This window comes from Mesorhizobium sp. LSHC420B00 (assembly GCF_000503055.1).
Lineage (GTDB): Bacteria > Pseudomonadota > Alphaproteobacteria > Rhizobiales > Rhizobiaceae > Mesorhizobium.
In genome coordinates this window covers 662,175-688,999 of the sequence record NZ_AYVY01000002.1, presented here as the reverse complement: position 1 = coordinate 688,999, position 26,825 = coordinate 662,175, and the positions used below count along the sequence as shown (strand labels likewise).

Sequence of the window (26,825 nt, the reverse complement as noted above, 5' to 3'; positions counted from 1 at the left end):
ACTCTCAGGCAGGCGAAGGAAGTGGGTTTGCGGACTTTCGCGCGTTGCGCGTTCATGTAGCATAGGAGGTCGAGGGCGCAAGGGGCAGACCCGATGGCTGTGCGAGGCCGTGGTGCGGGCGAGGGCGAGGACGTTGGCAGCGGCGTCAGCGAACGCTTGCTGTTTGCCGCGCCCGTGCCTGTCCTGCCGGCACCGGCATTGCTGCCGGTTCCACGCTTTGATGCCCCGTCGCTGCCGGCGAGCGACCCAGCAACGGTTCTCGTGCCCGCGGCCGAGCCCATCGTGCGCCTACGCCGGCGTTTCCGCCTCCCGTCACCGTCCCGTATCCGCAACGGCGTAACCTCGGCGGTCGGCCTGGAGCTCGACCGTGGGGTCGCCTTCCTGCTGGTGCCGGTGTTCCTCGCATGCGGGGTGGTCGTATATTTTGCGCTGGCGGTGGAGCCGGCCTTTCCACAGCCGATCGCAATCGTCGCCTTGGCAGCCCTCTGTGCCGTCGCCTCGCGGTCGTGGCCCAGAACCCGCCTGTGCTTCATGGCGGCGTTGCTCTGCGCGCTTGGCGTGCTTGCCGCCAAGGTCGAGACCTGGCGTGTCGGAACGCATATGCTCGGTTCCGAAATCTCGACGCGCCTCACGGGTCGCGTCGTATCGTTCGAGCCCATGGCGAGCGGCCGCATCAGGCTGACGATCGATGTGATCTCAACCGCCAGGCCGACACTGCGCTACATGCCGGAACGGGTCCGCGTTTCGGCGATGAAAATACCGGCTGAGCTGACCGCCGGTTCCGAGATCGCCGGCTATGTGCGGCTGCTGCCGCCGACCGGGCCGGTGCGGCCCGACAGCTATGATTTCTCCTTCGACAGCTATTTTGCCGGTATCGGCGGCAGCGGCTTTTTTCTCGGCAATCCGAAAGTCGTGTCGTCGGGCAGCATGCCGTTTGCCGCGCGGCTTTCTTCCGCGATCGAAGACGCGCGCGAATCCATCGCCGACCATATCCGCAGCCGCATCGGCGGCGCCGAGGGCGAGATTGCTGCTGCGCTGATCGTCGGCGTGCGCGCCGGCATTCCCGAGGAGATCAACGAAGCGATGCGGCGTACCGGCATCTACCACATCATCTCCATCTCGGGGCTGCATATGGCGTTGGTCGCCGGCACCATTATGGCGCTGCTGCGCGGCGCCTTTGCGCTGTTTCCCGATTTCTCATCGCGACGGCCGGTCAAGAAATACGCGGCGGCCGCCGCGCTTTTTTCGATTGCGGCCTACCTCGTCTTTTCCGGCATTGTGGTGGCGGCCGAACGCAGCTTCATCATGTTGGCGGTGATGCTTATCGCCGTGCTGTTCGACCGGGCCGCGCTCACCATGCGCAACCTGGCGATCTCGGCCATCGCGGTCATTCTGGTGTCGCCGCACGAGGTGGTCGGTCCGAGCTTCCAGATGTCCTTCGCCGCGACGGCGGCCCTTGTCGGCGCCTATGCAGGCTGGTCCGATTACCGCGCCGGCGGGGCCACCACGCCGCCGCCCCGGCGGTCGCCGCTACGCTTTGCCACTAGAAAGGTACTGATGGGCATGGGCGGCCTTGCGATGACCTCGATCATTGCAGGGAGCGCCACGGCGCTTTTCGCCATATGGCATTTCCAGCGCGTGGCGCCGCTCAGCCTGTTCGCCAATCTGGCCATCATGCCTATCGTCTCACTGGTCGTCATGCCCTTCGCCGTCCTCAGTGCGCTGGCGATGCCGTTCGGCGCGGATGGGCCTTTCCTCTACGTGATGGGCAAGGGGCTGACGGCGATGATCGCCCTGTCCGGGTGGATCTCCGAGCGCTCGCCGATCGATGCGGTCGGGCTGATTTCGCTGAGATCTGTCCTTTTGGTGACGATCGCCCTCGTCATTGCCAGCATGGCGACGACCTGGTTGCGGCTCGTGGCCCTTCCTTTTGCGCTCGCCGGCTTGCTAACGACAACGCAGACGCGCGTACCCGATGTATTGATCTCGGAGGACGCACGGCTCGTCGCGCTGCCGATCGGCAGCGGTGAACTCGCGGTCAACCGGGCACGCCCGAATGAGTTCACCATCGACAACTGGAAACGCGCGCTCACATCAGAGGCTATCGTCGCGCCGGAAACACCTGGAAAGAACGATCCGCAATTCGACATTGCCGATCCGGCCGACTTACCGCCGGGCATGCCGTTCATTTGCACGGACGGTCTCTGCCTTGCCAGGCATCCATCCGGCGCGATCATCGCGCTAGCCAATGACCGCGATACTGCACGGCCAGCCTGCGCCTTTGCCAGCTTGATCGTCATCGACGACGCCACCGCCCATAATCCCTGCTACTACGACCGGCTGGTCCTCGTCGTCACCAAACGGCAACTGGCGCGCGCGGGAAGTGCGGCCGTCTATTTCGATCCACAAGCGGCAACACGCGCCGAAATCCGCTTCGCCGTCGAAAAATCATACCGGCCCTGGCACGTGCAGCGGAAATTTTCACGCGCGGCGCGGGGCATGCCGCCATACCGCAGAGCCGACAAGCCAAAAAGCCGGCGCCAAGGGCGCAGCTCAGTAGCGGCGGATCAGCCCAACGAGCTTGCCCTGCACCTTGACCCTGTCTGGTCCGAAGATGCGCGTCTCGTAGGCCGGATTGGCGGCTTCCAGGGCGATCGAGGCGCCCTTGCGGCGGAACCGCTTCAGCGTCGCTTCTTCCTCGTCGACCAGTGCCACCACGATCTCACCGGGGCTCGCCGTATCGGCATTGCGGATGATCACCGTGTCGCCGTCGAAAATGCCAGCCTCGATCATCGAATCGCCTTTGACCTCGAGCGCATAATGCTCGCCGCCCATGATCATGTCCGGCGGCACCGAGATCGAATGCGTCTGGTGCTGGATGGCATCGATCGGCACACCAGCGGCGATGCGGCCCATCACCGGGATAGACACGGCGGCGACGACATCGTCGTCATTGCCGGCTGCAGGGACGCGCGACGATGTCGGCTTGCCTTGCCGAGGACCTTGCCCAAGACTGCCCTGGATGACACTCGGCGAGAACTTGCGTGCCGCATTGAGGCCGGGGGCGATCGAATCGGGCAGGCGCAGCACCTCCAGCGCACGGGCCCTGTTGGGCAAACGGCGAATGAAGCCGCGCTCCTCCAGCGCCGTAATCAGCCGGTGGATTCCCGATTTGGAAGCCAGGTCGAGCGCTTCCTTCATCTCGTCGAAGGAGGGCGGGATACCGCTTTCCTTCAGCCTTTCGTGGATGAACATAAGCAGTTCGTGTTGTTTGCGTGTCAGCATAGCGACCCCCAACAGAATCAGAAAAACAAACCCAGAACAAACACTATCTGTTCCAGTTGTGTTCCGCAACTGTTTAAAGTTTAATGAATGTGTTAGGGCTCGGGTAACGATACCACTCGCCAAACCGGGACGCTGCATTTTCACCGCCGCGGGCCTCATCGCCTTGATTCTGCTTTCGTTTGCGGCCTCTGGGTTTCCAGAAGGCGGCACTGGTATCGGCCGTCAGCCGGCAAAGGGGCACGGAATTGAAGCCGTATCGACTGTGCGGTTTGGTCAATGCACCGTGAACGAAACGAACTCAAAACGCCAACCTTGGGTTGGCTTGGCTCCTGGTTTCCACCGCGTGGTCAGGCAACTTGTCGCCGGTGGAGCCTTGCTGCGCGATACCAGGTAATGGAGAACCGCTCGTGACCGATGGATGCCGTCGATGCGTGTCCGGCGTTGCGGTGAATCTTGGGGAGCAGACAAATCATGACAGGAATTCCCGATCTCGTGGCCATAAGGGCGATGGATGCTGCAGATCCGCTGCGCGCGATGCGCGACCGCTTTGTGCTGCCGCAAGGAGTGATCTATCTCGACGGCAATTCGCTAGGGGCCGCTTCGCGTGCCGCTTTCGATGAATTGAGCAAGGCAGTGACCGAAGAATGGGCGCATGATCTCATCCGCGCCTGGAACACGGCCGGCTGGTTCAACATGCCGCTCGAACTTGGCGACCAGCTCGGGCGCCTGATCGGTGCCGCGGCCGGCCAGACGGTGGTCTGCGACACGACATCGGTCAACATCTACAAGCTGCTGCACGCCGCCATGGCCATGCGGCCGGAGCGGCAGGTCATCGTCGCCGAGGGCGACAGTTTTCCGACAGACCTCTACATGGCTGAGGGTGTGGTTTCGACGCGAAAAGATACGCTGCTGCGCCTCTCGGGGGTCGACGCGCCGAGCATCGAAGAGCTGATCGACGAACGCACCGCCGTGGTGCTGGTCAACCACGTCAACTACAAGTCGGGCGAACTGCGCGACATGCCGGCGCTGACGCGCAGGGCCCAGGAAGCCGGGGCGATGATCGTCTGGGATCTCTGCCACACCGCCGGTGCGATGCCAGTCGAGCTCGACACGGCAAACGCCGATTTTGCCGTTGGCTGCACCTACAAATATCTGAATGGCGGACCGGGCGCGCCTGCCTTCATCTATGCGGCTGAGCGGCATCTTGCCGACATCCAGCAGCCGCTCACCGGCTGGTGGGGCCATGCACGGCCCTTCGCCTTCGAGCCAGGCTATGCGGCCGGCACCGGCATCCGCCGGTTTCTGTGCGGCACCCAGCCGGTCCTGTCTATGCGCACGCTGAAGGGCGCGCTCGACATCTGGAACGATGTCGACATGACGGCGGTGCGCAAGAAGAGCATCGCGCTGGCCGATCTGTTCATCGAGCTTGTCGAGGCAAAGTGCGGCACTTACGGGCTAACGCTCGAAAGCACGCGCGACGGGGAAAAACGCGGCAGCCAGATTTCATTCATGCACGAGCATGGCTACCAGATCATGCGCGCGCTGATCGAACGTGGCGTGATCGGCGATTTTCGCGCGCCATCGACCATGCGCTTCGGCTTCACCCCGCTCTATGTCGGCTATGCCGATGTCTGGCAGGCCGTCGAAGTGCTTGAGGACATCCTGCGCACCGGTGCGTGGAAGGATGCGCGCTTCGCCATCAAGGCGGCTGTCACTTGAGATTGATGCGAGAGCTGGAATCGTGAGGCTGGCGACGACGCGCCGCGCGATGCTCACGCTCGTTGCAGGGCCATATTGCCAGGGGAGGGCGCAGGGTGTTCGAACGTCACATTGCCGATTGGGACAACGCCTATGCCAACGGCGCCAACATAGCCGGCAGCGATCGCTGGCCGGCGGCCTGGGTCGAGCCCGCGCGGGTTTTTCGCGACGTGCTTTCGACCGAGGGCCGGGCGCGGCTCGACATGGCCTATGGCGATGGCCCACGCAACCGGCTCGATCTTTTCCTGCCGGCCACCAAGCCCAAGGGGCTCGTGGTGTTCGTCCATGGCGGCTACTGGATGGCATTCGACAAGAGTTTCTGGTCGCATCTTGCCGCTGGCGCTGTTGATCGCGGCTATGCCGTGGCGATGCCGTCCTACACGCTCTGTCCGCAGATGCGCATTGGCGGCATCGTCAAGGAAGTCGGCGCGGCGATCGGCAAGGCGGCGGGGATGGTCGCAGGGCCGCTGATGCTGACCGGACACTCGGCCGGTGGCCATCTTGTTAGCCGGATGGTTACTACGACGACGCCGCTGGCGCCCGAAATTGTCCGGCGCATTCGCCATGTCGTATCGATCTCGGGTGTGCACGATTTGCGCCCGATCATGCGCACCGACATGAACGAGACGCTGGCGATCGATGAGGCCGAGGCGCAGGCCGAAAGCCCGGTGCTGCTGCGCCCGATGGACAAGGCCCGCCTGACCTGCTGGGCCGGCGGCGGTGAGCGCGCCGAATTCCTGCGCCAGAGCGCGTTGCTGGCCAACATCTGGATCGGCCTGGGTGCCGCGACCAGTTCGGTGGTCGAGCCTGACCGGCATCATTTCAACATCATCGACGGTTTGGCCGATCCAGACCATCCGCTGACCCGGACCTTGATCTCGGAGTGAGGCAGGTTCAGCGTAGCATCAGCACGTCGCAAGCGGCGCCCGCCGCCGCGGCGGGCGTGAACGGCGCACGGACGATCAGCCCGTTGGCATCGGCCAGCATTTTCAGCATCGAGGAATCCTGGATGCTGAACGGCGTCGCCACGAGCGTGCCGGCGTCGTCTGTGACAACAGCCCGCACATAATCTTGCCTGAGATCGTTGGCCGGCATGGCAGCGCCGAGCCGTGCCTCACGCATATCCTGCTGAAAGGCGCGGCCGCCGAGCCGCGCCAGCAGCGGCTTCAGGAAGAGCTGGGTGCAGACCAGGCTCGCCACCGGATTGCCGGGCAAGCCGATGCAGCGAATGTCGCCCAGCCGCCCGAACATCAGCGGCTTGCCCGGCCGCATGGCGATCTTCCAGAAATCGAGAGTCATGCCTTGCCCGGTCAGCACGTCATGGACGAAATCGTGGTCACCGACCGAGGCACCGCCCAGCGTGACGATGACGTTCGCGCCAGCCTTCACGGCCTTTTCCACCAGCGCAGCGATCGCCTCCCTGCGGTCCGGCGCGATGCCAAGGTCGAGCACTCGCGCACCGACCGACTGTGCGGCGGCGGCGACACCATAGGCGTTGGAGGAGATGATCTGGTCGGGGCCAAGCTCGCTGCCCGGCGGCAGCAATTCGTCGCCGGTGGCGATGATGGCGACCAACGGCCTTTTGACCACGCCGACCTCGGGGTGGTTGGCCGATGCCGCCAGCGACAAGGCCGCCGGGTCGAGCAGGCGGCCTTTGTGCAGCAGGACGTCGCCTTTGGCGAAATCGAGCCCGAGGCGGCGGATGTTTCGCCCCTGCACCGTCGGCTCCGTCACTTCGACGACACCGCGGCCGAGATCGCGGACGTTCTCCTGGATGACGATGGTGTCGGCGCCTTCGGGAAGCGGCGCGCCGGTGAAGATACGGACGGCCTGCCCCTGCTGCACCGTCCCGGCAAAGCCGCTTCCGGCCGGCGCCATGCCGACCACCGAAAGCTTTGCTGGTAAGGACGCGATATCAGCCGCCCGCACGGCATAGCCGTCCATGGCGGAGGCGTTGAACGGCGGCTGGGTGCGGAGCGCCACAACCGGCTCCGCCAGCACGCGGTCGGCGGCATCCAGCAGCGCGACGCGTTCGCCCTGCAGTGCAGCTGCGCCGTCCAACAGGCGCTCGAGCGCCTCAGCAACTGGGACCAGCGCCATCAGCGGCCTGCCTCGGTGACCCCATCTTCGGTGATCTTGTAGTCGCCGGATTTGCCGCCGGTCTTTTCAACCAGCCTGATGCCGGAGATGACCATGGCGCGGTCGACCGCCTTGGCCATGTCGTAGATGGTCAGGCAAGCGACCGAGACGGCGCTCAGGGCCTCCATCTCAACGCCGGTTTTGCCGGTGACGCGGGTCAATGCTGTGACCTTCAGGCCGGGCAAAGCTGCGTCCGGCTCGATATCGACAGATATCCTGGTCAGCAGCAGTGGATGGCAGAGCGGGATCAGTTCATGCGTCTTCTTGGCCGCCATGATGCCGGCGATACGCGCGGTACCGAGCACGTCGCCCTTCTTGGCATCGCCGGCGAGGATCATGTCCAGCGTCTCGGGCCGCATCGACACGAAGCCCTCCGCGACTGCCGTGCGCACCGTCTCAGCCTTGTCGCCGACATCGACCATGTTGGCTTCGCCGCGCGCGCCAAGATGGGTGAGGGCGGCCGCCATCCTCAGATCGCCTCTGCCGGCGCCTTGCCCGTCAAAAGCAGGCGCGTTGCAGCGGCCACGTCCTGTTGACGCATCAGGCTCTCACCGACCAGAAAAGTGGCGATGCCGCTCCGCTCCAGCCGGCGGCAATCGTCATGCGAAAAGATACCGCTCTCGCTGACCAGAAGGCGGTCGGCGGGCACCATCGCGACCAGCCGTTCCGAGGTCTCGAGGCTGGTTTCGAAGGTCCGGAGATTGCGGTTGTTGATACCGATCAGCCGCGACGACAGCTGCAGCGCGCGTTCCATCTCAGCCTCGTCATGCACTTCGACCAGCGCGTCCATGCCGAGCCCGAAAGCTGTCGCTTCGAGTTCTCTTGCCAACGCGTCGTCGACGCTGGCCATGATGATCAGTATGGCATCGGCGCCCCATGCCCTGGCCTCGTAGACCTGATAGGGATCGAACAGGAAATCCTTGCGCAAGGCAGGCAACTCGACGGCAGCGCGCGCATCGCTGAGGAACGCGGGCGCCCCCTGGAAAGAGGGTGCGTCGGTCAGCACCGAAAGACAGGCGGCACCGCCTTCCGCATAGGCCCTGGCCAGCGCCGGCGGATCGAAATCGGCGCGGATCAGGCCTTTGGATGGGCTAGCCTTCTTGATTTCGGCAATCAGCGCGAACCTGCCGGATTGGCGCTTTGCTTCAAGGACGGAAAGAAAGCCGCGCGGCGCTTCGGCGTCCGTTGCCCGTGCCTTGATCTCGGCAAACGGCACTTGCGCCTTGGCCGCCGCGATCTCGTCGCGCTTGTAAGCCTCGATCTTGCGCAGGATGTCGGACATAGTTCTAACCGTTCGAAATCTCGACCAGCCTGTCGAGCACTTTCAGCGCGCGGCCGCTGTCGATGGCCTGCGCCGCCGTCACCATGCCGTCGGCAAGTGTCGTCGCCTTGCCGGCCACCACCAGCCCGGCGCCGGCATTCATCAGCACCGTGTCGCGAAAGGCGCCGGCGGCGCCGCCCAGCATGTCGCGCAGTGCCTGGGCATTGTGGGCGGCGTCGCCGCCGCGCAACTCGTCCTTGGTGTGACGCTTCAGCCCGACCGCTTCCGGGGTCAGCACAAAGCTGCGGATCTCGCCGCCGGCCAATTCGGCGACCTGCGTCTCGCCGGTGGTGGTGATCTCGTCATAACCGTCGCCATGGACGACCCAGGCATGGTCGGCACCAAGCTCCTTCAACGTTTCTGCCACCGGCATGATCCATTCGGGCAGGAACACGCCGACCATCTGCCGTCTGACACTGGCCGGATTGGAAAGCGGACCCAGCAGGTTGAAGATGGTGCGGGTGCCGAGCTCGACCCGGGTCGGGCCGACATGCTTCATCGCCGGGTGGTGCGCCGGCGCGAACATGAAGCCAACTCCGGCCTCGTGGATGCAGCGGCCGATCGTCTCCGGAGGGATGTCGATCTTGACGCCCAACGCGATCAGAACATCGGCGGCGCCGGTCAGCGAGGACAGTCCGCGATTGCCGTGCTTGGCGACGGGCACGCCGCTGCCGGCGGTGACGAAGGCGGATGCGGTCGAAATGTTGACGCTGTGCGAATTGTCGCCGCCGGTGCCGACAATGTCGATGGCGCCCTCGGGGGCTTCGACGCGCAGCATCTTGGCGCGCATGGTGGCGACGGCGCCGGCGATCTCGCTGACGGTCTCACCGCGCACCCGCAATGCCATCAGGAAGCCGCCGATCTGGCCGGGGGTGGCGTCACCGGACATGATGATGTCGAAGGCCTCGCGCGCCTCCTCGAAGGAAAGAGCGCTACCGGCGGCGACCTTGGCGATGTGGATCTTCAGCGCGCTCATCTGGCCAGGGCTTGGGTTACGGCCGTCTGATCGATGCGGACGTCATATTGCGTCTGCAACTGCGCCACCAACTGGTCGAGCAGGTCGTCGGACATACCGGAGGTGAAGGATTTCTGCGCGTCCTGGGGTACTGAGTTGGCGTCGGCCCCGGCGGGCTCGAATACCTCGGCAACCTTGAACAGGATCTGTCCGTCGCCTGTGGGCGAGGGGATTAGCCCGGTGCCGCCTTCGCCGACGCCGAACATCGCGGCGGCCCCTTCCTTGCCGAAATCGACGTCGTCAGCATCGCGCTTGACACCGCGCTTGGTCTGCTTTTCGAGCTTGAGCTCACCGGCGATCACCTCGAGCGTGGCGCCGGCCTTGAGACGCTTCTCGAGCTCTTGTGCCTTTGCGGTAAGCCGTTTGGTGGTCTCCGCCGCGGTCCAGTCGGCCACGACCTTCTGGCGGACTTCGTCCAGCGTGCGGTCGCGGGCCGGCGTGATCGCGCTCACGTCGTAGAAGACGAAGCCGTTATCGGCGGTGGTGAGGCCTTCATTGTCGGTTCCGGGTTCGGATTCGAACACCGCCTTGATGAGCGCCGGCGATTCCGGCAGGTCTTTGACGATGCTTTCATCCGGCCTTCGGCCGGTGCGGTCGATGGCGTCGATGGTAACGACCTTCAGCTTCAATTTGGCAGCTGCCTCAGCGAGCGAACTGCCGGAGGCGCGAGTATCCTCGTAATTGTCGTGCACGTCCAGCAAGATGCGACTTGCCTCGCCCAGTGCCAGATCCTTGCGGATCTGCTCGGACACTTCGGCCAGCGGCTTCACCACTTCGGGCTTGATCTCGGTGACGCGCAGCAGAACGGGGCCAAAGGCGCCCTGTACGACCGGGCTGACTTCATTGGCGTTGAGCTTGAAGGCAGCATCGGCAACCGCCTTGTCGGCGATCTTGTCCTTGGCCAGCGTGCCGAGCAGGGTGTCGGCCGGCGTCTTGCCTTCGGCGGCGACGATCTTGTCGAAGGTCGCGCCGGTCCTGAGCGAATCGAGCGCCGCCTTGGCAGCATCAGGCGTCTTGAACACAAGCTGCTCGATGGTGCGCATCTCGGGCGTGGTGTAGCGCGCCTTGTTCTTGTTGTAGTCGTCGCTGACCTGTTGATCGGTCACTGCGCTCAAATCCATGATGTCTTCCGGTTCGAGCCTGACATAGGAGAACTTACGGTATTCGGGCGCGGCGTAGGTTTTCTTGTTCTCCCCGAAATAGGCCGAAAGCACGCTGTCGGACGGCGCTTCTATCGGTTCGACCAGCGATTTCGGCAAGGTCAGGTAGTCGATTGTGCGATCTTCGCCGCGATAGAGCGCGACCGCCTTGAAGAATGTATCCGGGGCTTTGAGGCCATCCGAAACCGCCTCGACGATCTGCTGGCGGACCGCCACCTGGGCGCGGTTTTTCAGATAGTCCTCCGGCCGCATGCCGATCTGCCGGAGCAGGTACTCGAAGGTTCGCCTGTCGAAGGTTCCGCCAGGCCCTTTGAACGCCGGGTCTTCGCGGGTCAGTTCGGCCAGCCGGTCCTTGGACAGGCCAAGGCCGAGCTTGCGGGCCTGCTCGTCGAGGACGGCGCCCGAGACGAGTTGCGCCAGCACCTGGTTGTCGATGCCGAGCGCCGTCGCCTGCTCACGGCTGATGCGCTGGCCGAATTGCTGCGACATTACGCTGAGCTGGCGATCGTAGGCGAGGCGGTATTCGTTGATCGAGACCTTGGTGCCTCCGGCCGTAATCACGGCGTCATGGCCGGCAAGACCGCCCATCAGCCGCCCCGAGATGCCCCAGACGGCGAAGCTCAACACCAACAATGACAGCAGCAGTTTCGCGACCCAGGTCCCCGCCGCGCTTCTCAACATACCAAGCATGAGTACTTCCGATTTTTGCGCATTTCGCATGCGCCGAGTCTGAAACAAGCGCAATAGCGCCCTTCCTGCTCACTGTCGATTGCTTTGTGGCCTGATTTTGATAGTGAGAGCCAGCTGGAAATTGCCCGGAGAAACAAATCCCATGACGCCTGGAATCCGCCCGCTCGTCGCCGGCAACTGGAAAATGAACGGGACCAGCGCCTCGCTCAACGAGCTCAGGATGATCGGCAACGGCTTCATGAGCGGGCTCGACGCCGAGACCGAAGCCGTGGTCTGCGTGCCGGCGACCTTGCTTGCGCACGCCGCCGAGATTCTGTCGCGCACGCCGGTCCGGGCCGGTGGTGAGGATTGCCACACCGAGGAAAGCGGCGCCTATACCGGCTGTATTTCGGCGGAGATGCTGAAGGATGCAGGCGCCAGCCATGTCATCGTCGGCCATTCCGAATGCCGTGCTGATCGCAAGGAGAACGATGCCATAGTGCAGGCCAAGGCCTCCGCCGCATGGCGCGCCGGGCTGGTGGCTATCATCTGCATTGGTGAGACAAGAGCCGAACGCGAAGCAGGAGCCACGCTTGACGTGCTGTCGCGCCAGGTTGCGGGCTCGGTACCGCCAAACGCCACGGCGTCCAACAGCGTCATTGCCTATGAGCCGGTATGGGCGATCGGCACCGGCTTGACCCCGACCGCCGCCGACGTCGCCGAGGCGCATGCGCATATCCGTGAAGAACTGGCGCGGAAGCTTGGCAATACGGCGGCCAAGATGCGCATTCTCTACGGCGGCTCGGTCAAGCCGTCCAACGCCGTCGAGTTGCTCGGCGTCAGGAATGTCGACGGCGCGCTGGTCGGCGGCGCCAGCCTGAAGGCAGCGGACTTCCTCGGCATCGCGGAAGCCTATCGAAACATCGCTTGATACCGGGACTGCTTGCCGGATTTGAGCGGACGGCCGGCGCCAGAATCGTTGCAAAGGACGCATTGCTTCCCATATTCCGGCCACGGGCTTGGAAATGCCGTCAAAGCATTGTATTGAGCCGCCTCCAAATCAGCGGCCGCGCAAGGCCTTGCCAGGATAAATTATGGAAACCGTACTGATCGTCGTCCACCTCATGGTCGTGCTCGCGCTTGTCGGCGTGGTGCTGCTGCAGCGCTCCGAAGGCGGCGGTCTCGGCATCGGCGGCGGATCGGGCTTCATGACCGCGCGTGGCGCCGCCAATGCGCTGACGCGGGCGACAGCGATCCTGGCCGCGGCTTTCTTCGTCACTTCGCTGACACTGTCGATCGTCGCGCGCTATGGCGAGAAGCCGATCGACATTCTCGATCGCGTCCCGGCGAGCTCGGACGGAGCAGGCAAGGGCGTACTCAACCAATTGCCCGGCACCACGACGCCGCCTTCAGGCAACACGGCGCCGACCCCGCCGTCCGGCAATGGCGCGGCAACGACGCCTCCGGCAACAGCCCCGGCGACGCCGCCAGCGACAAACGGCGCCACCGCGCCGGCCACGCCGCAGGTCCCCAACCAGTAATCGGGCATCTGATGCCGCGATCTGTTGTCGTTTGAACACAGTCGCGGCAAATGCCGCACAATCACGAAGATTCGACCGCGCCCTACGCTTGAGGCGCTTCCGGCTAATCGATTATACATTGCGCGCGGCATTTTCGGCGTCCTTGGGGGGCGCCGGGCGACGCCGTGGGCAACAAGCATTGAACGATCGGATCTTCCCCATGCAGCTTCGCAGCTTCATTTTTGCCGGCCTTTGTGCCGTGCTCAGCCTAGGTGCGCCCGCTTACGCGGCTATGCCGACGGCAAATTCGGCTCATAAAGCCGCGACAACAACTGACGTCGTCAACGTCGCTGCCAAAAGCGATGCGGCGCAATTGAAGCTTCTCAAGAAGAAGAAAGATCCGACGCCGGACGACCTTGCGCAGATCCGCAAGATCGAAGCCAAGATCGCAGCCGACAAGGAAGCCGCTCGCGCCAAGGCACTCGAAGCCAGGAAGCTGGCGATGCGCGAGGCGGCGAAAGCCAAGGCCGATGCGGAACGGCAGGCATTCCTTGCCAAGGAGAGCCAGCCGGTCGCGGCGGTCAAGGTGGCTGATGCCAAGCCGGCCAAGAAGAAGACCGTCAACATCATCGAACCGATCGCACCCATCGCGCCGATCCAGTCGGCCGAGCCGATCCCGGCCGAGGCCATGAACGTTGCGCTGACCGGCAACAATGGCGAATTGCGCAGCGAACCGGTCGGGCAGAAGCCGCAGAGCGTCGGGCTGTTCGCGGGACTGTTCGGCGGCACATCCTCTTCATCGATGTCGCTGCTTCCTGAGACGCGCGCGCTCGACGCCGCGCTCGAAAGGAAGCAGGCCAAGCGCCAGTTCAAGGTCAAGCCGGAATTCGTGCCGCAGGAGGTCGAATTCACCGGCTACAACCCCGGCACCATCGTCATCGATACCAGCGCCCGCCGTCTCTACCTCGTCGAATCATCGTCAACCGCCCGCCGTTATGCCATTGCGGTCGGCCGCGAAGGCCTGCAGTTCAAGGGGACGGTTGCCGTCGGCGACAAGCAGGAATGGCCGCGCTGGATTCCGACGCTGGATATGCAAAAGCGCGAACCCAAGCATTATGGGCAGTACAAGGACGGTATGCCCGGCGGCGGCGACAATCCGCTCGGTGCGCGCGCCATCTATCTCTACGATGGCAAGAAGGATACCCATCTGCGCATCCACGGTACCATTGCACCGCAGTCGATCGGAACCAGCGCCTCCAATGGCTGCTTCCGCATGATCAACGAGCACGTCATGGACCTCTACCGCCGGGTGAAAGTAGGCACCAAGGTAGTCATCATCTGACGCTTTACAGATCGTGCCAAAAGGGCCGGCCTCGCCGGCCCTTTTGTTTTGATACGTCCATGACCAGAGCGCCTTCTTGGGAAAAAGCCTTCGCGGCGGTTTTTTCTCTGGCGGAATCAATTCGGCCGCGTTAAGCGATGACTCCCATGGCGCGATATGTATTCATCACAGGCGGCGTGGTTTCCTCACTTGGAAAAGGCATTGCTGCAGCGGCCCTTGGGGCTCTCTTGCAGGCGCGAGGCTATCGCGCACGCATCAAAAAGCTCGATCCCTATCTCAATGTCGATCCCGGCACGATGTCGCCCTACCAGCACGGCGAAGTCTTCGTGACCGATGATGGGGCCGAGACCGATCTCGATCTTGGCCACTATGAACGCTTCACCGGCCGCTCGGCCAACCAGCAGGACAACATCACCACCGGCCGCATCTACAAGAACATCATCGAGCGCGAACGGCGCGGCGACTATCTCGGTGCCACCGTGCAGGTCATTCCGCATGTCACCGATGAGATCAAGAATTTCGTGCTCGACGGCAATGACGACTATGATTTCGTGCTGTGCGAGATCGGCGGCACGGTCGGCGACATCGAGGCGATGCCTTTCCTCGANCCGGCCGCTCGGCCAACCAGCAGGACAACATCACCACCGGCCGCATCTACAAGAACATCATCGAGCGTGAGCGGCGCGGCGACTATCTCGGCGCCACCGTGCAGGTCATTCCGCACGTCACCGACGAGATCAAGAACTTCGTCCTCAACGGCAATGACGACTACGATTTCGTTCTGTGCGAGATCGGTGGCACCGTCGGCGACATCGAGGCGATGCCGTTCCTGGAGGCGATCCGCCAGCTCGGTAACGACCTGCCGCGCAACAACGCCGTCTACGTCCACCTGACCTTGATGCCTTACATTCCGACGGCGGGCGAACTGAAGACCAAGCCGACACAGCATTCGGTCAAGGAGTTGCGCGGCATCGGCATTGCGCCTGATATCCTGCTGGTCCGCGCCGACCGGCCGATCCCCAAGGAAGAGCGCAGAAAACTGTCGCTGTTCTGCAACGTGCGAGAAAGCGCCGTCATCCAGGCGCTCGACGTGCCGCATATCTACGACGTGCCGATGGCCTATCACAATGAAGGGCTGGATTCGGAAGTGCTGGCCGCCTTCGGCATCGATCCGGCGCCGAAGCCGCGCATGGAACGATGGCAAGCGGTGTCCAACCGCATCCACAATCCGGAAGGCGAGGTGACTATCGCCGTCGTCGGCAAATATACCGGCCTCAAGGATGCCTACAAATCGCTGATCGAGGCGCTGTCGCATGGCGGCCTCGCCAACCGGGTCAAGGTCAAGCTCGACTGGATCGAAAGCGAGATATTCGAGAAGGAAGACCCGGCGCCGTGGCTGGAAAAGGTCCATGGCATTCTCGTCCCCGGCGGTTTTGGCGAGCGCGGCTCGGAGGGCAAGATCCTGGCGGCGAAGTTCGCGCGCGAGCGCAAGGTGCCGTATTTCGGCATCTGCTTCGGCATGCAGATGGCCTGCATCGAGGCGGCTCGTTCGCTGGCCGGCGTCGAGCACGCATCATCGACCGAGTTCGGTCCAACCGAGGAGCCGGTCGTCGGCTTGATGACCGAATGGCTGAAGGGCAACATGCTGGAAAAGCGCAGGGAAACCGGCGACCTCGGCGGCACCATGCGGCTCGGTGCCTACCAGGCCGACCTCGCCAAGGGATCGAAGATCGCCGAGATCTATGGCGATACGCAGATTTCCGAACGCCATCGCCACCGCTATGAGGTCAATGTCGACTACAAGGAGCGGCTCGAGGATTGCGGCCTGGTGTTTGCCGGCATGTCGCCGGATGGCGTGCTGCCGGAAACGGTCGAATATCCCGACCATCCCTGGTTCATCGGCGTGCAGTATCATCCCGAGTTGAAAAGCCGGCCGCTCGATCCGCACCCGCTGTTTGCCAGCTTCATCGAGGCGGCGGTAGAGCAGTCGCGGCTGGTCTAGATTAGCCGCCGATGCGAACTTACGTCGCGCTGCTCTACAGCATCATCCTGGGCGAGGGGCGGCGGGTCGTCATGTCCGATCTCAAGGCGATGGCCGAAGGCCTGGGCCTGAACAACCCGCGCACACTGGTGGCGACCGGCAATCTGGTCTTCGAGGCGCAGGAGACAGAACTCGCGGCGTTGGAGCAGCGGCTGGAGGCGGCGTTCGCAAAGACTTTTGGCCGCCATGTCGACATCATCGTGCGCCGCGCCGACGGCTGGCTGAGGCTGGCGGCCGGCAATCCGTTCCCAGCCGAATCGGCTAAAGCCGCGGACCAGGTGGCGGTGCGCGTGATGCGGGCGCCTGTTTCCCCCGATGCGGTCTCTGCGCTGCAGGCCTATATCGGCAGGAATGAAAAGCTGCAGGCGGTCGGCGGCGACATCTGGATCGTCTTTTCGCGCGAGACGCCGAGTTCGCGGCTGCTTGCGGCGGTGAGCCACAAACGCCTCGGCATCGGCACGTCGCGCAACTGGAACACCGTGCGCCGCCTGGCCGAGATGGTCGCAGAATGAACGGGGCGGCTTGCGCCGCCCCGAATCCGTTTAGGCCTTGGCCATCTTGGCCCAGGCGCCGAGTGCCATCGTACGCAGCACGTAATAGATGACGCCGGCAATTGCCACGCCGAAAAACCAGCCATAGACGCCCCACCAGGACGGCAGCAGGCCGGTGAAGTTGGGCAGGATCGACGAGAAGACCGCGCCAATACCGGCGGCGATGAAGGCATTGACATGCCAGCCGCCCTGGAAGCGGAATTCGCCATTCTCCCTGTAGAGCGCCTCGACATCGACCTCGCCCTTCCGGATCAGGTAGTAGTCGACCATCATCACGCCGAAGATCGGCCCCATCGTCGCGCCAATGATGTTGACGAAGGAGGCGGCACTGCCTTCCCAGGGCGCGAAGGGATAGAGCACTAGCGCGATCAGCGCCGCGATGTAGCCGCCCTTCTTGAAGTCGATCTGACGTGGAAAGACGTTGGAGAAGTCGAAGGCCGGCGACACGAAGTTTGCCACCACATTGATGCCAAGCGTCGCTACGGCAAAGGTCAGGGCCGCGAGCGCCGCCAGGAACCAGCTGTCGAATTTCGCCGAGATCTGGTCAGGATGCAGCAGCACCTCGCCATAGACGTCGAAGGCGGCGATTGTGGTGACGCCGGCGACCAGCGAGAACAGGATGAGATTGACCGGCAGGCCCCAGATGTTGCCCTTGCGCAGCGATGCCTTGTCCGGCATAACGGGCGAAATCGCAGAAGTTGAGGTAGAGCGCTGAGAAATAGGTCACCCAGATCGCCGCCACAGCAAACAGCGAGGTCCAGGAGCCCGGCGTGCCCGGCACGCCCGCGTCCTTGGTCTTTTCCAGCAGCACATCCATCGGGATGTCGCTGGTGAAGGCGAAGGTGCCTGCCTTGATGCAAAGATAGATCGCCAGGATCAGCATCATCACCCACACCGCCGGTCCGGCCCAATCCTGGAAGCGGCGCACCGTTTCCATGCCCCTCTGGATGATCAGGAGCTGCAGCGCCCAGATGACGGCGAAGCAGATCACCTCGAGCCCGGAGTGGCCGAGGAAATGTGTGCTCTGGTTGAAGTCGGCGAACCATTGCGAGCGGATCAGCAGGGCTACGATCGCGCCGGAGGCCGCCGCCGTCTGCGCGCCGTACCAGAAGCAGGCGACGATGGCACGCACCAGCGCCGGTATGTTGGCGCCCCAGATGCCGAAGGAGGCGCGCGCCAGGACCGGGTAGGGCACCCCGGTCTTCACGCCGGCATAGCCGACCATGTTCATCAACGCATAGATGATCAGCGAACCGATACCGATGGCGATGATGAAGTTGACGAAGCCGCCGCAGAACAGGAACAGGCTGGCAGCGAGATAGTAGCCCCACAGGCTGTGGACGTCCGACGTCCAGACGTTGAAGATCGAGAACGGTCCCCAGTTTCGAACCTTCGCCGGAGCGAGATCCTCATTGTACAGGTCCGGTGATGCGCCTTGTATGGTCATAGAGATGTCCTCCCCTTGTTACCGCACGCGCCTCCACGCGTGGCACGCAGGTTAAGCCTGACGCAGGGGAACCGGCAAGCAGACGATTTGCCGGCTTTGGGCTTAAAGATATTCAATGAGAAACGCGCTTATCGACCGGACGCTGCCGTGGCTGCGATATTGAGCTTCGCCCTTGATTCGGTCTCTGCCTTGTTGTCGGCCGGTCGAGCACCGGAGACCGGCGAGACTTCGAAATTGGCCCCGAGCCAGGCTATTGCGCCGGTCACGCCATCGAGGACATAGGTTGCGGCCGTCGGTCCGTTCGGCTTCACGCGGATCGAGATGCCGCCAATTTCGTTGATGGCCTCGAAACCGTGTTCGTCCGATGTGTCGTCTCCGAGGAATATCGGCCGCCGGCCGACAAAGGGCGGAATGTCCATGAAACGCCGGATGGCAGCACCTTTGACGGCTTCCAGAGGCATGAGCTCGACGCCGGCGTTTCCGGGAAGCACCCGATAACCCTTCGGAAGCCGGGCCAATGCCTGTTCGATCAACTGGATTGCCGGCGCAAGCAGTTGCGGCGCTGCTCTTGTATGGACGGCAAGGACCGGACCCTTGCGCTCGACATAGACCTTGCCGCTGCCCAGTTCGGCCTCGATCTCGTCGGCAAGGGCGGCGATGTCGGCAGGCGCGTCGGCGGCATCGATCGGACCCGTCGGCGTCAGCCGGTGCTCCAGCCCATAGAGGCCGGCGATCCTCAGCTTCAGCGGGTGGAACAGCTTGTCCACAGCGGGGATCGAGCGGCCGGTGATGAAGGCGACCGCACCATCCAGCCGCTGCTCGATGTGCCCAAGCAGATTGCGCAATTCCTCGCCGACCGACACCGCGTCGGGATGGGCAGCGTGTTCCAGCAGGGTTCCGTCGATGTCGAGGAAGAGCGCCCATTGCCCTTCCGGCAGGTCCGGCGCCGGCGGTTGTTCAAAGCTTTTCACGACGCTGCCTTCCGTGCCCGCTCGAACATCGAGATGACGTTGTTGGTGTTCGACGGCGGGCGCTCGCCAGTTCCGGTCACCCTGTCGAGATCGCCGCGTTTGCGCAGGCGCGCGGCATCCAGCAACATGCTGCCGGCCCAGCGGTAGACATTATTGTCGCGGACCATCTCGCGCATCGGCCGCAAACGCTCGCGCTGCTCTTCCGGCGTCATCGTCAGCGCCTGCAACAGCGCCTCGCTCATCATGGCTGCATCGTAGGGGTTGACGATCAGTGCCTCCAGCAATTCGCGCGAGGCGCCGGCGAAGGTGCTGAGCAAAAGCACGCCCTGTTCGTCGTCGCGCGCCGCGACGAATTCCTTGGCGACAAGGTTCATGCCGTCATGCAGGCTGGTGACCATGCAGATGTCGGCGGCGCGATAGACCTCGTAGACCTGCTCCTGCCGATGATGTTCGGCGACCATCAGGATAGGGCTGTATGTCTCGCTGCCATAGCGCCGGTTGAGCTCCTCGGCACAGCGGCGGCATTCGTCATGGAGTTGCTGGTAGGCCGGCAATGTCCCCCGGCTCGGCGCCGCGATCTGCAGGAAAACCACCTTGCCTATCCATTCGGGATATCTGGTGAACAATTCGTCCAAGGCATGGAAGCGATCGAGAATGCCTTTCGTGTAGTCGAGGCGCTCGACGCCAACGCATAGTTTGGTCTCCGCAGACAGGCCGAATCTATCGCGGACACGGGCGCGGCACTCCTCGACAGACGGCAAACTTGCCAGCAATTGGGCCGGCCATTCTATGGAAATGGGATAGGCGTGGACCAACGTGGTCTGTCCGCCATAGGAGATCGCCGCGTCGGCCCGTTCTATGCGGCTCTCCAGAAAGCGGTCGACACTTTCGGTGAAGTTGTTGGCATGGAACTGGGTATGAAAGCCGATGATCGAACTGCCGAGCAATCCCTCCAGGATCCGCTCACGCCACGGACAGATGCTGAACACTTCCGAATTGGGCCACGGGATGTGCCAGAAGGTGATGATGATGGCGTCCGGCAGGCGCTGGCGGATCATGCGCGGCAGCAGCGCGAAGTGGTAGTCCTGCACCAGCACGATCGGCCGCTCGTTGCGTGCTTCGGCAACCACCGTATCGGCGAACTTGCGGTTGACGGCCTCGTAGGCGTCCCAGTCCGAGGCGCGAAAGATCGGGCGGGTGAAGGCGATATGGCAAAGCGGCCATAGGCCCTCATTGGCGAAGCCCAGATAATAGCCCTGATATTCCTCCTCCGTCAGCCAGACCCTGCGCAGCGTGTAGGACGGATTGCCTGGCGGCACTTGCACCCGGTCGTCCTTGTCGACCGTGAGACGGTCTGNGACGGTCTGCCGTTCCGCCGCCATAGGCGATCCAGGTTCCGGCACAGGCGCGAGTGATGGGCTCGAGTGCCGAAACCAGCCCGCTGGCCGGCACCAGAAGTTGGACCCCGTCATCCTTGATGTTGTGGATGTAAGGTTCGCGGTTGGACACGACGATGACCTGTGCGTCCGGCAGGTCGTCGGCCAGGATCTTACGCAATGTGTCGGGCGACCATGTGACCAGCGCCGCGTCGGCCGACTGGCCGTTCTTTTCGAACTCGCGCAGCACCTTGCGTGCCGCTTCCGATGCGACATCCTCGCTCGGCGTGTATGCGGCCGCCGTTGCGCGGCCGCGGCGCTGGCGGGATATCGATAGGAGAATGGCAAAAGCGGAAAAGCCAAAACTTGCAATCAGCAAAACCCAGAGCAGGTCTACAGTATAATCTGACATGGAATGTGATCTCGCCTCCGGCCGCCGATAGCCGTTTTTATTGGTTTTTCTGGTTCGCTGCCGTGCGACAACAACAGTTCCCACGCCGCCCATTTTTGCAACGCACAAAGAGGCTATCGGTTCCGGACGATTGCGGTGCCGCGCGTCGTTTTCGATGCGCCGCAGCGAGGCGGCGTCAGGTGCGCACGATGAGCGGTACCATCCCCTCATACCGATCGGCGAGAAAGGCGACGACCCGACCACCGACACGCTGGAATGTGAGGTCGACCACCACCGAGCCGACACCCAGATGCCGCAGTGTCAGCGTGTCGATGCCGATCGGCAGCCTCGGGCGGGTGACCCGGATTTCACCGTCCCAGCCATCGATTTCCAGGCCAAGGCAGGCCTGCATCAACATGAAGGCCGATCCCGCCGACCAGGCCTGCGGCAGGCACGCGACGGGATAGGCGATCGGCGCTTCGCCCGGCGACCTGGTAAAGCCGCAGAACAGTTCCGGCAGCCGCATGTTGAAATGGACAGCCGACTCGAACGTGCCGCTCATCAGCCGCACCACGCTGTCGCGTACGCCATAACGTGCCAGGCCGGCACCGCACATGGCAGTGTCGTGCGGCCAGATCGAACCGTTGTGGTAAGACATGGGATTGAAGAATATCGCATCGTCGGCCAGCGTCCTGACGCCCCAACCCGAGTGGAACGACGCCGAGAGCAGCTGATCGGCGACCAACTGCGCCCGTTCCGGCTCGGGCAGCCCGACATAGAGGAGATGGCCGGCATTCGACGTCCGTACCTTGCAGACCTCGCCGGCACCGTCGATCGCCATGGCGTAGAAATTGAGATCGTCCATCCAGAAATGGCGTTCGACCGCGGTGCGCATGGTTTCGGCGCGTTCGTCCCAATGATCGGCCTTGTCGTCCTCGCCACGGCGGCGGGCGAGCGCTGCCAGACCACGGAACGCAGCAAAGACATAGCCTTGCACCTCCACCAGGGCGATCGGCCCCTTGGGCATGCGACCGTCGGCATGGAAGACCGAATCGAAGCTGTCTTTCCAGCCCTGGTTGGCGAGGCCGGACTCGGCGCCGCGCTGATAGGTAACGAAGCCGGTCGCGCGGCTTATCTCTTCGGTCCATTCGGCCGCAGCACAGAGCGATGGCCACAGGCTGTCGAGGAACGCCATGTCGCCGGTACGATCCGCATAGGCACAAGCGAGATGAATGTAGAGCGGCGTGGTGTCGACACCGCCGTAATAGCGGCCAAACGGGAGCTCCCGCAGTGCCGCCATCTCGCCCTTGCGGGTCTCGTGCATGATCTTGCCCGGCTGCGAATCGCTGAACGGCGACGTTTCGGTTGCCTGATGCTGGGCGAGGAAGGCGAGCACGCCGCGCGCCAGCCCGGGATTCAACCACAGCATCTGCAGTGCGGAGATCACCCCGTCGCGGCCAAACGCCGTCGAGAACCAGGGTATGCCGGCATAGGGGTAAGGTCCGGTTGCAAGCTCGGTGGTCAGCAACGCCACGTCCGCGCGCGCGCGCTCGATCCAGTCGTTGAAGACGCGGCCAGAGCTGTGCACCGTCGCGCCGTGGCGGCGTTTGGCGCGCATGCCGAAGCGAGCGCGGGCGGCGGCAGCCCGAAAACGGTCGCGGTCGGGTGTCTCCGCCACTTCCGGGCCGACTTCGATATAGAGGACCTCGCTGCTGCGCTTAGTCACCGCAATCAGGAAATCCGCACGGTTGGTGGTCAAATTGTCCGGGGCTTGCGAGAACGAGATCGCCGACAGGCGCACAAGCTGGTCCAGCCCGTCATATCGAAGCACCACGGACGTCGGACTGGTCTCGGCGGCATGGGCTATCCCGCGCTTGGGCCGGGTCGAGCCGCGCACCTCGAACATGTCACGGAAATCTGCTGCGAAATGCAAGGAAACCCGAATGGCCGACGATTCCTGGCTGTAGTTGGAAAGGGTGATGCGCTCGAACAGCCGGTCCTGCCAAAGCAGCCTGACGCGTTCTATGTGGATCGCGCCCTGCGGAATATCCCGGCCACCGACACTCTGAATCGGCACATTGGTCAGGTTCGAGGTGAAAAGCACATTGTCCTGGCTGAGCGATGCGCCGAGCAGTGACATTTGCCGGCCACCGACCGTCAACCGAAATTCCGAAAGCACACGCGTGTCGTCTCGGAAAAAGCCGTCGCCGGCGCCGCGGATGTCGCCATAGGCGTCGGCCACCGCGAAGCAGTCGCCTTGCTTGAGGGCGAACAGCCGGTGCGGCTCCCGAGGCGCGACCTCGTCGAGAGAGGCAAGGGCTACGGCGGGATCAAGCTTACGCTCGTCGAGTTGATTCATTCGTCACAAACTCTGTCGTTTCGTTCTCAACTTCCACAATGACGCCGATCAGGACGCTCTCGCTTCACCGGGAGCACCGATCAGGTGCGCATAGGCTGCCACATAGTCGTGGGCCATTCTCGTGGCAGAAAAACGGTTCTCGAATACGGCTCTCACCTGACGCCTGTCGAGGCGTAGCAATTCCGGTATCGAGGCGACCGCAGCGTCGACTGTATCGACAAGGAAACCGGTCACACCGTGGTCGATGATCTCCGGCAGGGCACCGCAATTCCAGGCGATTACCGGCGTGCCGCAGGCCATCGCCTCTATCGCGGCAAGGCCGAACGGCTCCGGCCAATCGATCGGAAACAGCAGGCCGGCCGCCTTGCCGAGGAATTCCGCCTTTCCGTCCTCTTCGATCTCGCCGATATAGTCGACACGGTCGCCGTCGATCAGCGGCTCGACAGTGTCGTGGAAAAACGCGCGGTCGTCATCGCCGATCTTTGCGGCAAGCTTCAGTTTCAGCCCGGAGCGCAAGGCGATCTCGATGGCACGATCGGGGCGCTTGTCGCGCGACAGCCGGCCCAGGAACGCCAGATACGGCTCGTCCGCATCCGTCTCGAAAGTCGGCTCGTAGATATCGATCGGCAGCCCGTGATGGATGGTCGCCAGCCAATTAGCCTTGGCGAGCCCGGCTCTCTGGCTGCGGGAAATCGAGATCATCGGAAAGCGCGGAAAACGTTCGTAGGCCGGCGCCAGATCGACATAGTCGAGCCTGCCATGCGGTGTTGTCACCGTCCGGTCGGGCATGTGTTCGAAGAAAGGAAAATGCAGGAAGTGGCTGAGATGGAAGTGGATGACGTCGAACTGCTGCGCACGGTTCCTCACCTCGGCAAGCATCGAGAGATGCGCCGCGGTTTCGGATTTGTGGGGGCGCGGATCGAGACGCAGCGCACGCTCGCGACACGCCACCAATTTCGCCGACGTCTCGGTATCGCCGCTGGCGAACAGGGTCACGTCATGGCCAAGCTCGACCAATCCTTCGGTCAGATAGGAGACGATGCGCTCCGTCCCTCCATAGAACCGGGGTGGCACGGATTCATGGAGCGGCGCCACATGGGCTATTCTCATGTTTTGGCATTTCCCTCAAAAAAAGACTGCTCGTGGGATCGAAATGCATCAGCCGCGCTAACGTTCCCGTACAACGGCAAGATGTCGCGCAATTGGGACTGCTGGAACTTCTCGTCCAGCCAACATTTTTCACGGCAAGCCTCTTTTGCCGGGAACCAAAGGGCCAGTTCGCGAGTTTAGTGGGGTTCGATCGTACGCATCCGGTCGACGGGGAGGAAACGATGGACCGCTTGCAATTCTTTTCGCCCGTGCGGATTTTGCGCGGACAGGGACAGCCTGTGGAGGAGATCGACAGCGTTGCCGAAGCGATGGCATTCCTGCGAAAATGGCCGGCCGGGCGGCGCGGGCCGGTTTACCAATGTGCGGTGAATTGCTGTGCTGCGGCCATGGCCGGCCGGATGTCGGCCGAGGAAGCGAGAAAGGCTTTTGCCGGCTTCGCCCGGATCACCCGCCTGCTCGAGGGCGATCGGCCGTTGCCGGTGAGCGGCGAGGATCGGCATCGCGCGGATGCGCTGCGACGATAGCGCCAGCTGCCGCTAACCCTCAAAACAAGATATCATTCAGCCGGAACGCCCGATCGGCGACCGACTCGCTTTCGCGAACAGTCGTTTGAACTGGGCTACAGCACCGTTCTCGGCGATGTAATCGCAATAGGCGGCGTAATCGGGGTCGCGTGACAGATGGCGTTCCTCGGTGATGGCGCGAAGTGCATAGACGGCGTTGAGCCCGAGCAGGATGGCGGAGTGCCGCAGCGCTTCAGCGGGTCCCGTAGCGGTGAGGAAAGGGACGGAGACCAGCCACCAGGAGAGGTTTTTCGAAACATAGGCGGGGTGCTTGATCCAGCGATACGGTCCGCAGGTGATGATTCCGCGGTTGGTGAGATTGGAAAATCTCAGGCCAAAGCTCACGGTGGACCAGACAAAAATCAAGACGCAGAAGACGATCGCCGATCCCCAGAAAACCTGGAGCGCCGGTGTGGGCATCACCGCCGTCCAGTTGGCGCCCGTTTCGTAATTCAGGTAGGCACGGGTGGCGGCATTCATGGGTTCATAACAGGCAAGACAAACCAGCCAGCCGAACACAGTGGGCTCGACGGTGCGGATATGGTTGTCGAGGACGCGCAGCGTGAAAATGTAGCCGACGACCGCGACAAGGACATCCACCATGAACAGGAGATCGATTGCAAAAGCGTGCCAGCGCATGATGTCGAATTGATACGGTTGTTCCAGTCCGGCCAGGATCGAACCTAGCGCGGAGCACAGATAGACGAACATCAGCGGCAGGAAGAAGCCTTTGACGATCCAGCCCCGCACATGCTGGCGTATCTGCTCAGTCCTTTGCGGCACGGCGCCGCCGAGGACGAATGCACCGATTTCGGCATATGAATCTTCCGGATCGGTTTGCCGGCGATCGACATAAGCAACATAAAACGGCGCGGTGACGAGCAGCGCCGGCAAGGTGTCGTAGAGAGCTGCCCAGTAGGGGGCGTAAAACTCACGCCGGTATTCCGGCAATATCCAGTAGACTGCGGCAATCGTCGTGAGCGTGACGATGAAGCCGATGAGTTTGCGCATGACGCGCTCGACTTCAAGCGCTCGCATCGGCTTTGCCTGCAATCCCGTTGAACGCCTTCGAAACGTCTGGAAATAGGCCGTGTCGACCGCGATCATCGCTGCCGCGGTAGCTGCAATGACAGTCATGGCCTGCAAATGCACAGGCCAGCTTCTGTCGACGAGCACCCCGACGGCCAGCGCAAGACCAAGCAGTCCTGCAAGGCCGGTGAGGGGCGCGGTCGCGGATTTCGGTTGGAGCGTCAAGCTACTACTCCCGTTGTCGTGAGGGTTTGATCGTCGTGGGCGGCCGGCACGGGTCACGTGGTGTGCCCACCCGCCGCCGCTGGAGCCACTTGAGCAGCTGCTACACTCCACCGCTGCCGTTGGATCCGCCGCTGCTTGTTCCGTCATTGCCGCCGCTTGAACCACTGCTGCCACTCGAACCGCTGCTGCCGCTTGAACCACTGGTGCCGCTCGAGCCGCTGGTGCCGCTCGAGCCGCTGCTGCCACTCGAACCACTGCTGCCGCTTGAGCTGCTGGTGCCGCTCGAACCACTGCTGCCGCTTGAGCTGCTGGTGCCGCTCGAACCACTACTGCCGCCTGAACTGCTGGTGCCGCTCGAACCGCCGATGGGCCCCTTGTTGGCGTTGCGCGGGGAGGGATAGTTGTTAGCGCCCTCGCTTACATTTTCGCAGGTGCACTTGCGCTGATATTTGGTGCCGAAAGCACTGCGTTCATTGCTCGCCTTCTGGCAGACCACCCTATGGCAAATCAAAGTCGCTTCGGTTGTCTCGGGGGTAAGGCCTGTGATGACTAT

Annotated in this window: 18 protein-coding genes and 5 pseudogenes; 11 read left to right on the top strand and 12 right to left on the bottom strand. The window is 63.1% G+C overall.

Translation table 11 applies throughout. The annotated features are described in order from the left end of the window. Window positions 1-93 precede the first annotated feature (93 nt). Window positions 94-2,532 (top strand): annotated as a pseudogene (locus tag X760_RS0137270) (ComEC/Rec2 family competence protein); the annotation flags it as partial. Between the two features lie 21 nt (window positions 2,533-2,553). On the opposite strand, the gene lexA reads toward X760_RS0137270, so the two are convergent. After that, the gene (gene lexA / locus X760_RS74425) at window positions 2,554-3,285 is read right to left on the bottom strand and encodes a transcriptional repressor LexA (RefSeq protein ID WP_084642503.1); all 732 of its coding nucleotides are present in this window, start codon (window positions 3,283-3,285) and stop codon (window positions 2,554-2,556) included. A gap of 471 nt (window positions 3,286-3,756) precedes the next feature. Between lexA and kynU the strand changes: the two genes are divergently transcribed. Then, window positions 3,757-5,004, top strand: a complete 1,248-nt coding sequence (gene kynU, locus X760_RS47215) for a kynureninase (protein ID WP_023717715.1) — start codon at window positions 3,757-3,759, stop codon at window positions 5,002-5,004. 95 nt (window positions 5,005-5,099) lie between these two features. Further along, window positions 5,100-5,930, top strand: a complete 831-nt coding sequence (locus X760_RS47210; RefSeq protein WP_023717714.1) for an alpha/beta hydrolase — start codon at window positions 5,100-5,102, stop codon at window positions 5,928-5,930. 7 nt (window positions 5,931-5,937) lie between these two features. On the opposite strand, the gene glp is transcribed toward X760_RS47210, so the two are convergent. The 5 genes from glp to X760_RS47185 are packed head-to-tail and all read right to left on the bottom strand — an operon-like array spanning window position 5,938 to window position 11,368. Beyond that, window positions 5,938-7,143, bottom strand: a complete 1,206-nt coding sequence (glp, locus tag X760_RS47205) for a gephyrin-like molybdotransferase Glp (protein ID WP_023717713.1) — start codon at window positions 7,141-7,143, stop codon at window positions 5,938-5,940. After that, a complete protein-coding gene (gene moaC, locus X760_RS47200) occupies window positions 7,143-7,649 on the bottom strand; it encodes a cyclic pyranopterin monophosphate synthase MoaC (RefSeq protein ID WP_023717712.1) in 507 nt (168 codons plus the stop codon). The genes glp and moaC overlap by 1 nt, the downstream gene beginning before the upstream one ends. A gap of 2 nt (window positions 7,650-7,651) precedes the next feature. Continuing rightward, complete coding sequence (gene trpC / locus X760_RS47195; protein ID WP_023717711.1) at window positions 7,652-8,464, bottom strand: indole-3-glycerol phosphate synthase TrpC; 813 nt, start codon at window positions 8,462-8,464, stop codon at window positions 7,652-7,654. A gap of 4 nt (window positions 8,465-8,468) precedes the next feature. Continuing rightward, window positions 8,469-9,479: an anthranilate phosphoribosyltransferase gene (trpD, locus tag X760_RS47190; protein WP_023717710.1), complete on the bottom strand. Its 1,011-nt coding sequence runs from the start codon at window positions 9,477-9,479 to the stop codon at window positions 8,469-8,471. After that, window positions 9,476-11,368, bottom strand: a complete 1,893-nt coding sequence (locus X760_RS47185) for a SurA N-terminal domain-containing protein (RefSeq protein WP_023717709.1) — start codon at window positions 11,366-11,368, stop codon at window positions 9,476-9,478. Before X760_RS47185 ends, trpD begins: the two co-directional genes overlap by 4 nt. Before the next feature lie 142 nt (window positions 11,369-11,510). Here X760_RS47185 and tpiA point away from each other — a divergent pair, with 142 nt between their 5' ends. From tpiA to X760_RS47165, 6 genes and pseudogenes are all read left to right on the top strand, one after another. Further along, window positions 11,511-12,278: a triose-phosphate isomerase gene (gene tpiA, locus X760_RS47180; RefSeq protein ID WP_023717708.1), complete on the top strand. Its 768-nt coding sequence runs from the start codon at window positions 11,511-11,513 to the stop codon at window positions 12,276-12,278. A 163-nt stretch (window positions 12,279-12,441) separates the two neighbouring features. Continuing rightward, window positions 12,442-12,888, top strand: a complete 447-nt coding sequence (gene secG / locus X760_RS47175) for a preprotein translocase subunit SecG (RefSeq protein WP_023717707.1) — start codon at window positions 12,442-12,444, stop codon at window positions 12,886-12,888. A 199-nt stretch (window positions 12,889-13,087) separates the two neighbouring features. Next, entirely contained in the window at window positions 13,088-14,209 is a 1,122-nt protein-coding gene (locus X760_RS47170; RefSeq protein ID WP_023717706.1) for a L,D-transpeptidase, read from the top strand. 146 nt (window positions 14,210-14,355) lie between these two features. Further along, window positions 14,356-14,814, top strand: a pseudogene (locus tag X760_RS76190) (CTP synthetase); the annotation flags it as partial. A gap of 5 nt (window positions 14,815-14,819) precedes the next feature. Further along, window positions 14,820-16,211, top strand: a pseudogene (locus X760_RS0137260) (CTP synthase); the annotation flags it as partial. Window positions 16,212-16,222: 11 nt separating this feature from the next. Further along, window positions 16,223-16,762, top strand: coding sequence for a DUF1697 domain-containing protein (locus X760_RS47165; protein WP_023717705.1), 540 nt, complete (start codon window positions 16,223-16,225; stop codon window positions 16,760-16,762). A gap of 30 nt (window positions 16,763-16,792) precedes the next feature. Here X760_RS47165 and X760_RS47160 read toward each other — a convergent pair. The 5 genes and pseudogenes from X760_RS47160 to X760_RS47140 all read right to left on the bottom strand — a co-directional run bounded on the left by X760_RS47160 (window position 16,793) and on the right by X760_RS47140 (window position 24,455). Next, window positions 16,793-18,248: pseudogene (locus X760_RS47160) on the bottom strand (NCS1 family nucleobase:cation symporter-1). A gap of 128 nt (window positions 18,249-18,376) precedes the next feature. After that, window positions 18,377-19,219 carry a trehalose-phosphatase gene (gene otsB / locus X760_RS47155; protein WP_023717704.1) on the bottom strand — a complete coding sequence of 281 codons (843 nt, stop codon included), beginning with the start codon at window positions 19,217-19,219 and terminating at the stop codon, window positions 18,377-18,379. Next, window positions 19,216-21,007: pseudogene (locus tag X760_RS47150) on the bottom strand (trehalose-6-phosphate synthase). Before X760_RS47150 ends, otsB begins: the two are co-directional and overlap by 4 nt. A gap of 175 nt (window positions 21,008-21,182) precedes the next feature. Continuing rightward, on the bottom strand, window positions 21,183-23,345 hold the full coding sequence (locus X760_RS47145) for an amylo-alpha-1,6-glucosidase (protein ID WP_023717703.1): 2,163 nt from the start codon (window positions 23,343-23,345) through the stop codon (window positions 21,183-21,185). A 48-nt stretch (window positions 23,346-23,393) separates the two neighbouring features. Then, window positions 23,394-24,455 carry a glycosyltransferase family 4 protein gene (locus X760_RS47140; RefSeq protein ID WP_023717702.1) on the bottom strand — a complete coding sequence of 354 codons (1,062 nt, stop codon included), beginning with the start codon at window positions 24,453-24,455 and terminating at the stop codon, window positions 23,394-23,396. Between the two features lie 221 nt (window positions 24,456-24,676). Here X760_RS47140 and X760_RS47135 point away from each other — a divergent pair, with 221 nt between their 5' ends. Beyond that, window positions 24,677-24,979 (top strand): DUF982 domain-containing protein, encoded by a 303-nt coding sequence (locus tag X760_RS47135; RefSeq protein ID WP_023717701.1) that lies wholly within the window; start codon window positions 24,677-24,679, stop codon window positions 24,977-24,979. Window positions 24,980-25,015: 36 nt separating this feature from the next. On the opposite strand, the gene X760_RS47130 is transcribed toward X760_RS47135, so the two are convergent. Beyond that, on the bottom strand, window positions 25,016-26,419 hold the full coding sequence (locus tag X760_RS47130) for an isoprenylcysteine carboxylmethyltransferase family protein (protein ID WP_156948030.1): 1,404 nt from the start codon (window positions 26,417-26,419) through the stop codon (window positions 25,016-25,018). Between X760_RS47130 and X760_RS73630 the strand changes: the two genes are divergently transcribed. Next, window positions 26,419-26,673, top strand: a complete 255-nt coding sequence (locus tag X760_RS73630) for a hypothetical protein (RefSeq protein WP_198030465.1) — start codon at window positions 26,419-26,421, stop codon at window positions 26,671-26,673. The two genes, X760_RS47130 and X760_RS73630, sit on opposite strands and share 1 nt — an antisense overlap. Window positions 26,674-26,825 lie beyond the last annotated feature (152 nt).

Coding starts and splice junctions, on each gene's coding strand:
- X760_RS47130 (WP_156948030.1), bottom strand. CDS start 26,419: ATGACGGAACAAGCAGCGGCGGATCCAACGGCAGCGGTGGAGTGTAGC.
- X760_RS47185 (WP_023717709.1), bottom strand. CDS start 11,368: ATGCTTGGTATGTTGAGAAGCGCGGCGGGGACCTGGGTCGCGAAACTG.
- X760_RS47145 (WP_023717703.1), bottom strand. CDS start 23,345: ATGAATCAACTCGACGAGCGTAAGCTTGATCCCGCCGTAGCCCTTGCC.
- glp (WP_023717713.1), bottom strand. CDS start 7,143: ATGGCGCTGGTCCCAGTTGCTGAGGCGCTCGAGCGCCTGTTGGACGGC.
- X760_RS47165 (WP_023717705.1), top strand. CDS start 16,223: ATGCGAACTTACGTCGCGCTGCTCTACAGCATCATCCTGGGCGAGGGG.
- X760_RS47140 (WP_023717702.1), bottom strand. CDS start 24,455: ATGAGAATAGCCCATGTGGCGCCGCTCCATGAATCCGTGCCACCCCGG.
- secG (WP_023717707.1), top strand. CDS start 12,442: ATGGAAACCGTACTGATCGTCGTCCACCTCATGGTCGTGCTCGCGCTT.
- moaC (WP_023717712.1), bottom strand. CDS start 7,649: ATGGCGGCCGCCCTCACCCATCTTGGCGCGCGCGGCGAAGCCAACATG.
- tpiA (WP_023717708.1), top strand. CDS start 11,511: ATGACGCCTGGAATCCGCCCGCTCGTCGCCGGCAACTGGAAAATGAAC.
- X760_RS47135 (WP_023717701.1), top strand. CDS start 24,677: ATGGACCGCTTGCAATTCTTTTCGCCCGTGCGGATTTTGCGCGGACAG.
- trpD (WP_023717710.1), bottom strand. CDS start 9,479: ATGAGCGCGCTGAAGATCCACATCGCCAAGGTCGCCGCCGGTAGCGCT.
- lexA (WP_084642503.1), bottom strand. CDS start 3,285: ATGCTGACACGCAAACAACACGAACTGCTTATGTTCATCCACGAAAGG.
- kynU (WP_023717715.1), top strand. CDS start 3,757: ATGACAGGAATTCCCGATCTCGTGGCCATAAGGGCGATGGATGCTGCA.
- trpC (WP_023717711.1), bottom strand. CDS start 8,464: ATGTCCGACATCCTGCGCAAGATCGAGGCTTACAAGCGCGACGAGATC.
- X760_RS47170 (WP_023717706.1), top strand. CDS start 13,088: ATGCAGCTTCGCAGCTTCATTTTTGCCGGCCTTTGTGCCGTGCTCAGC.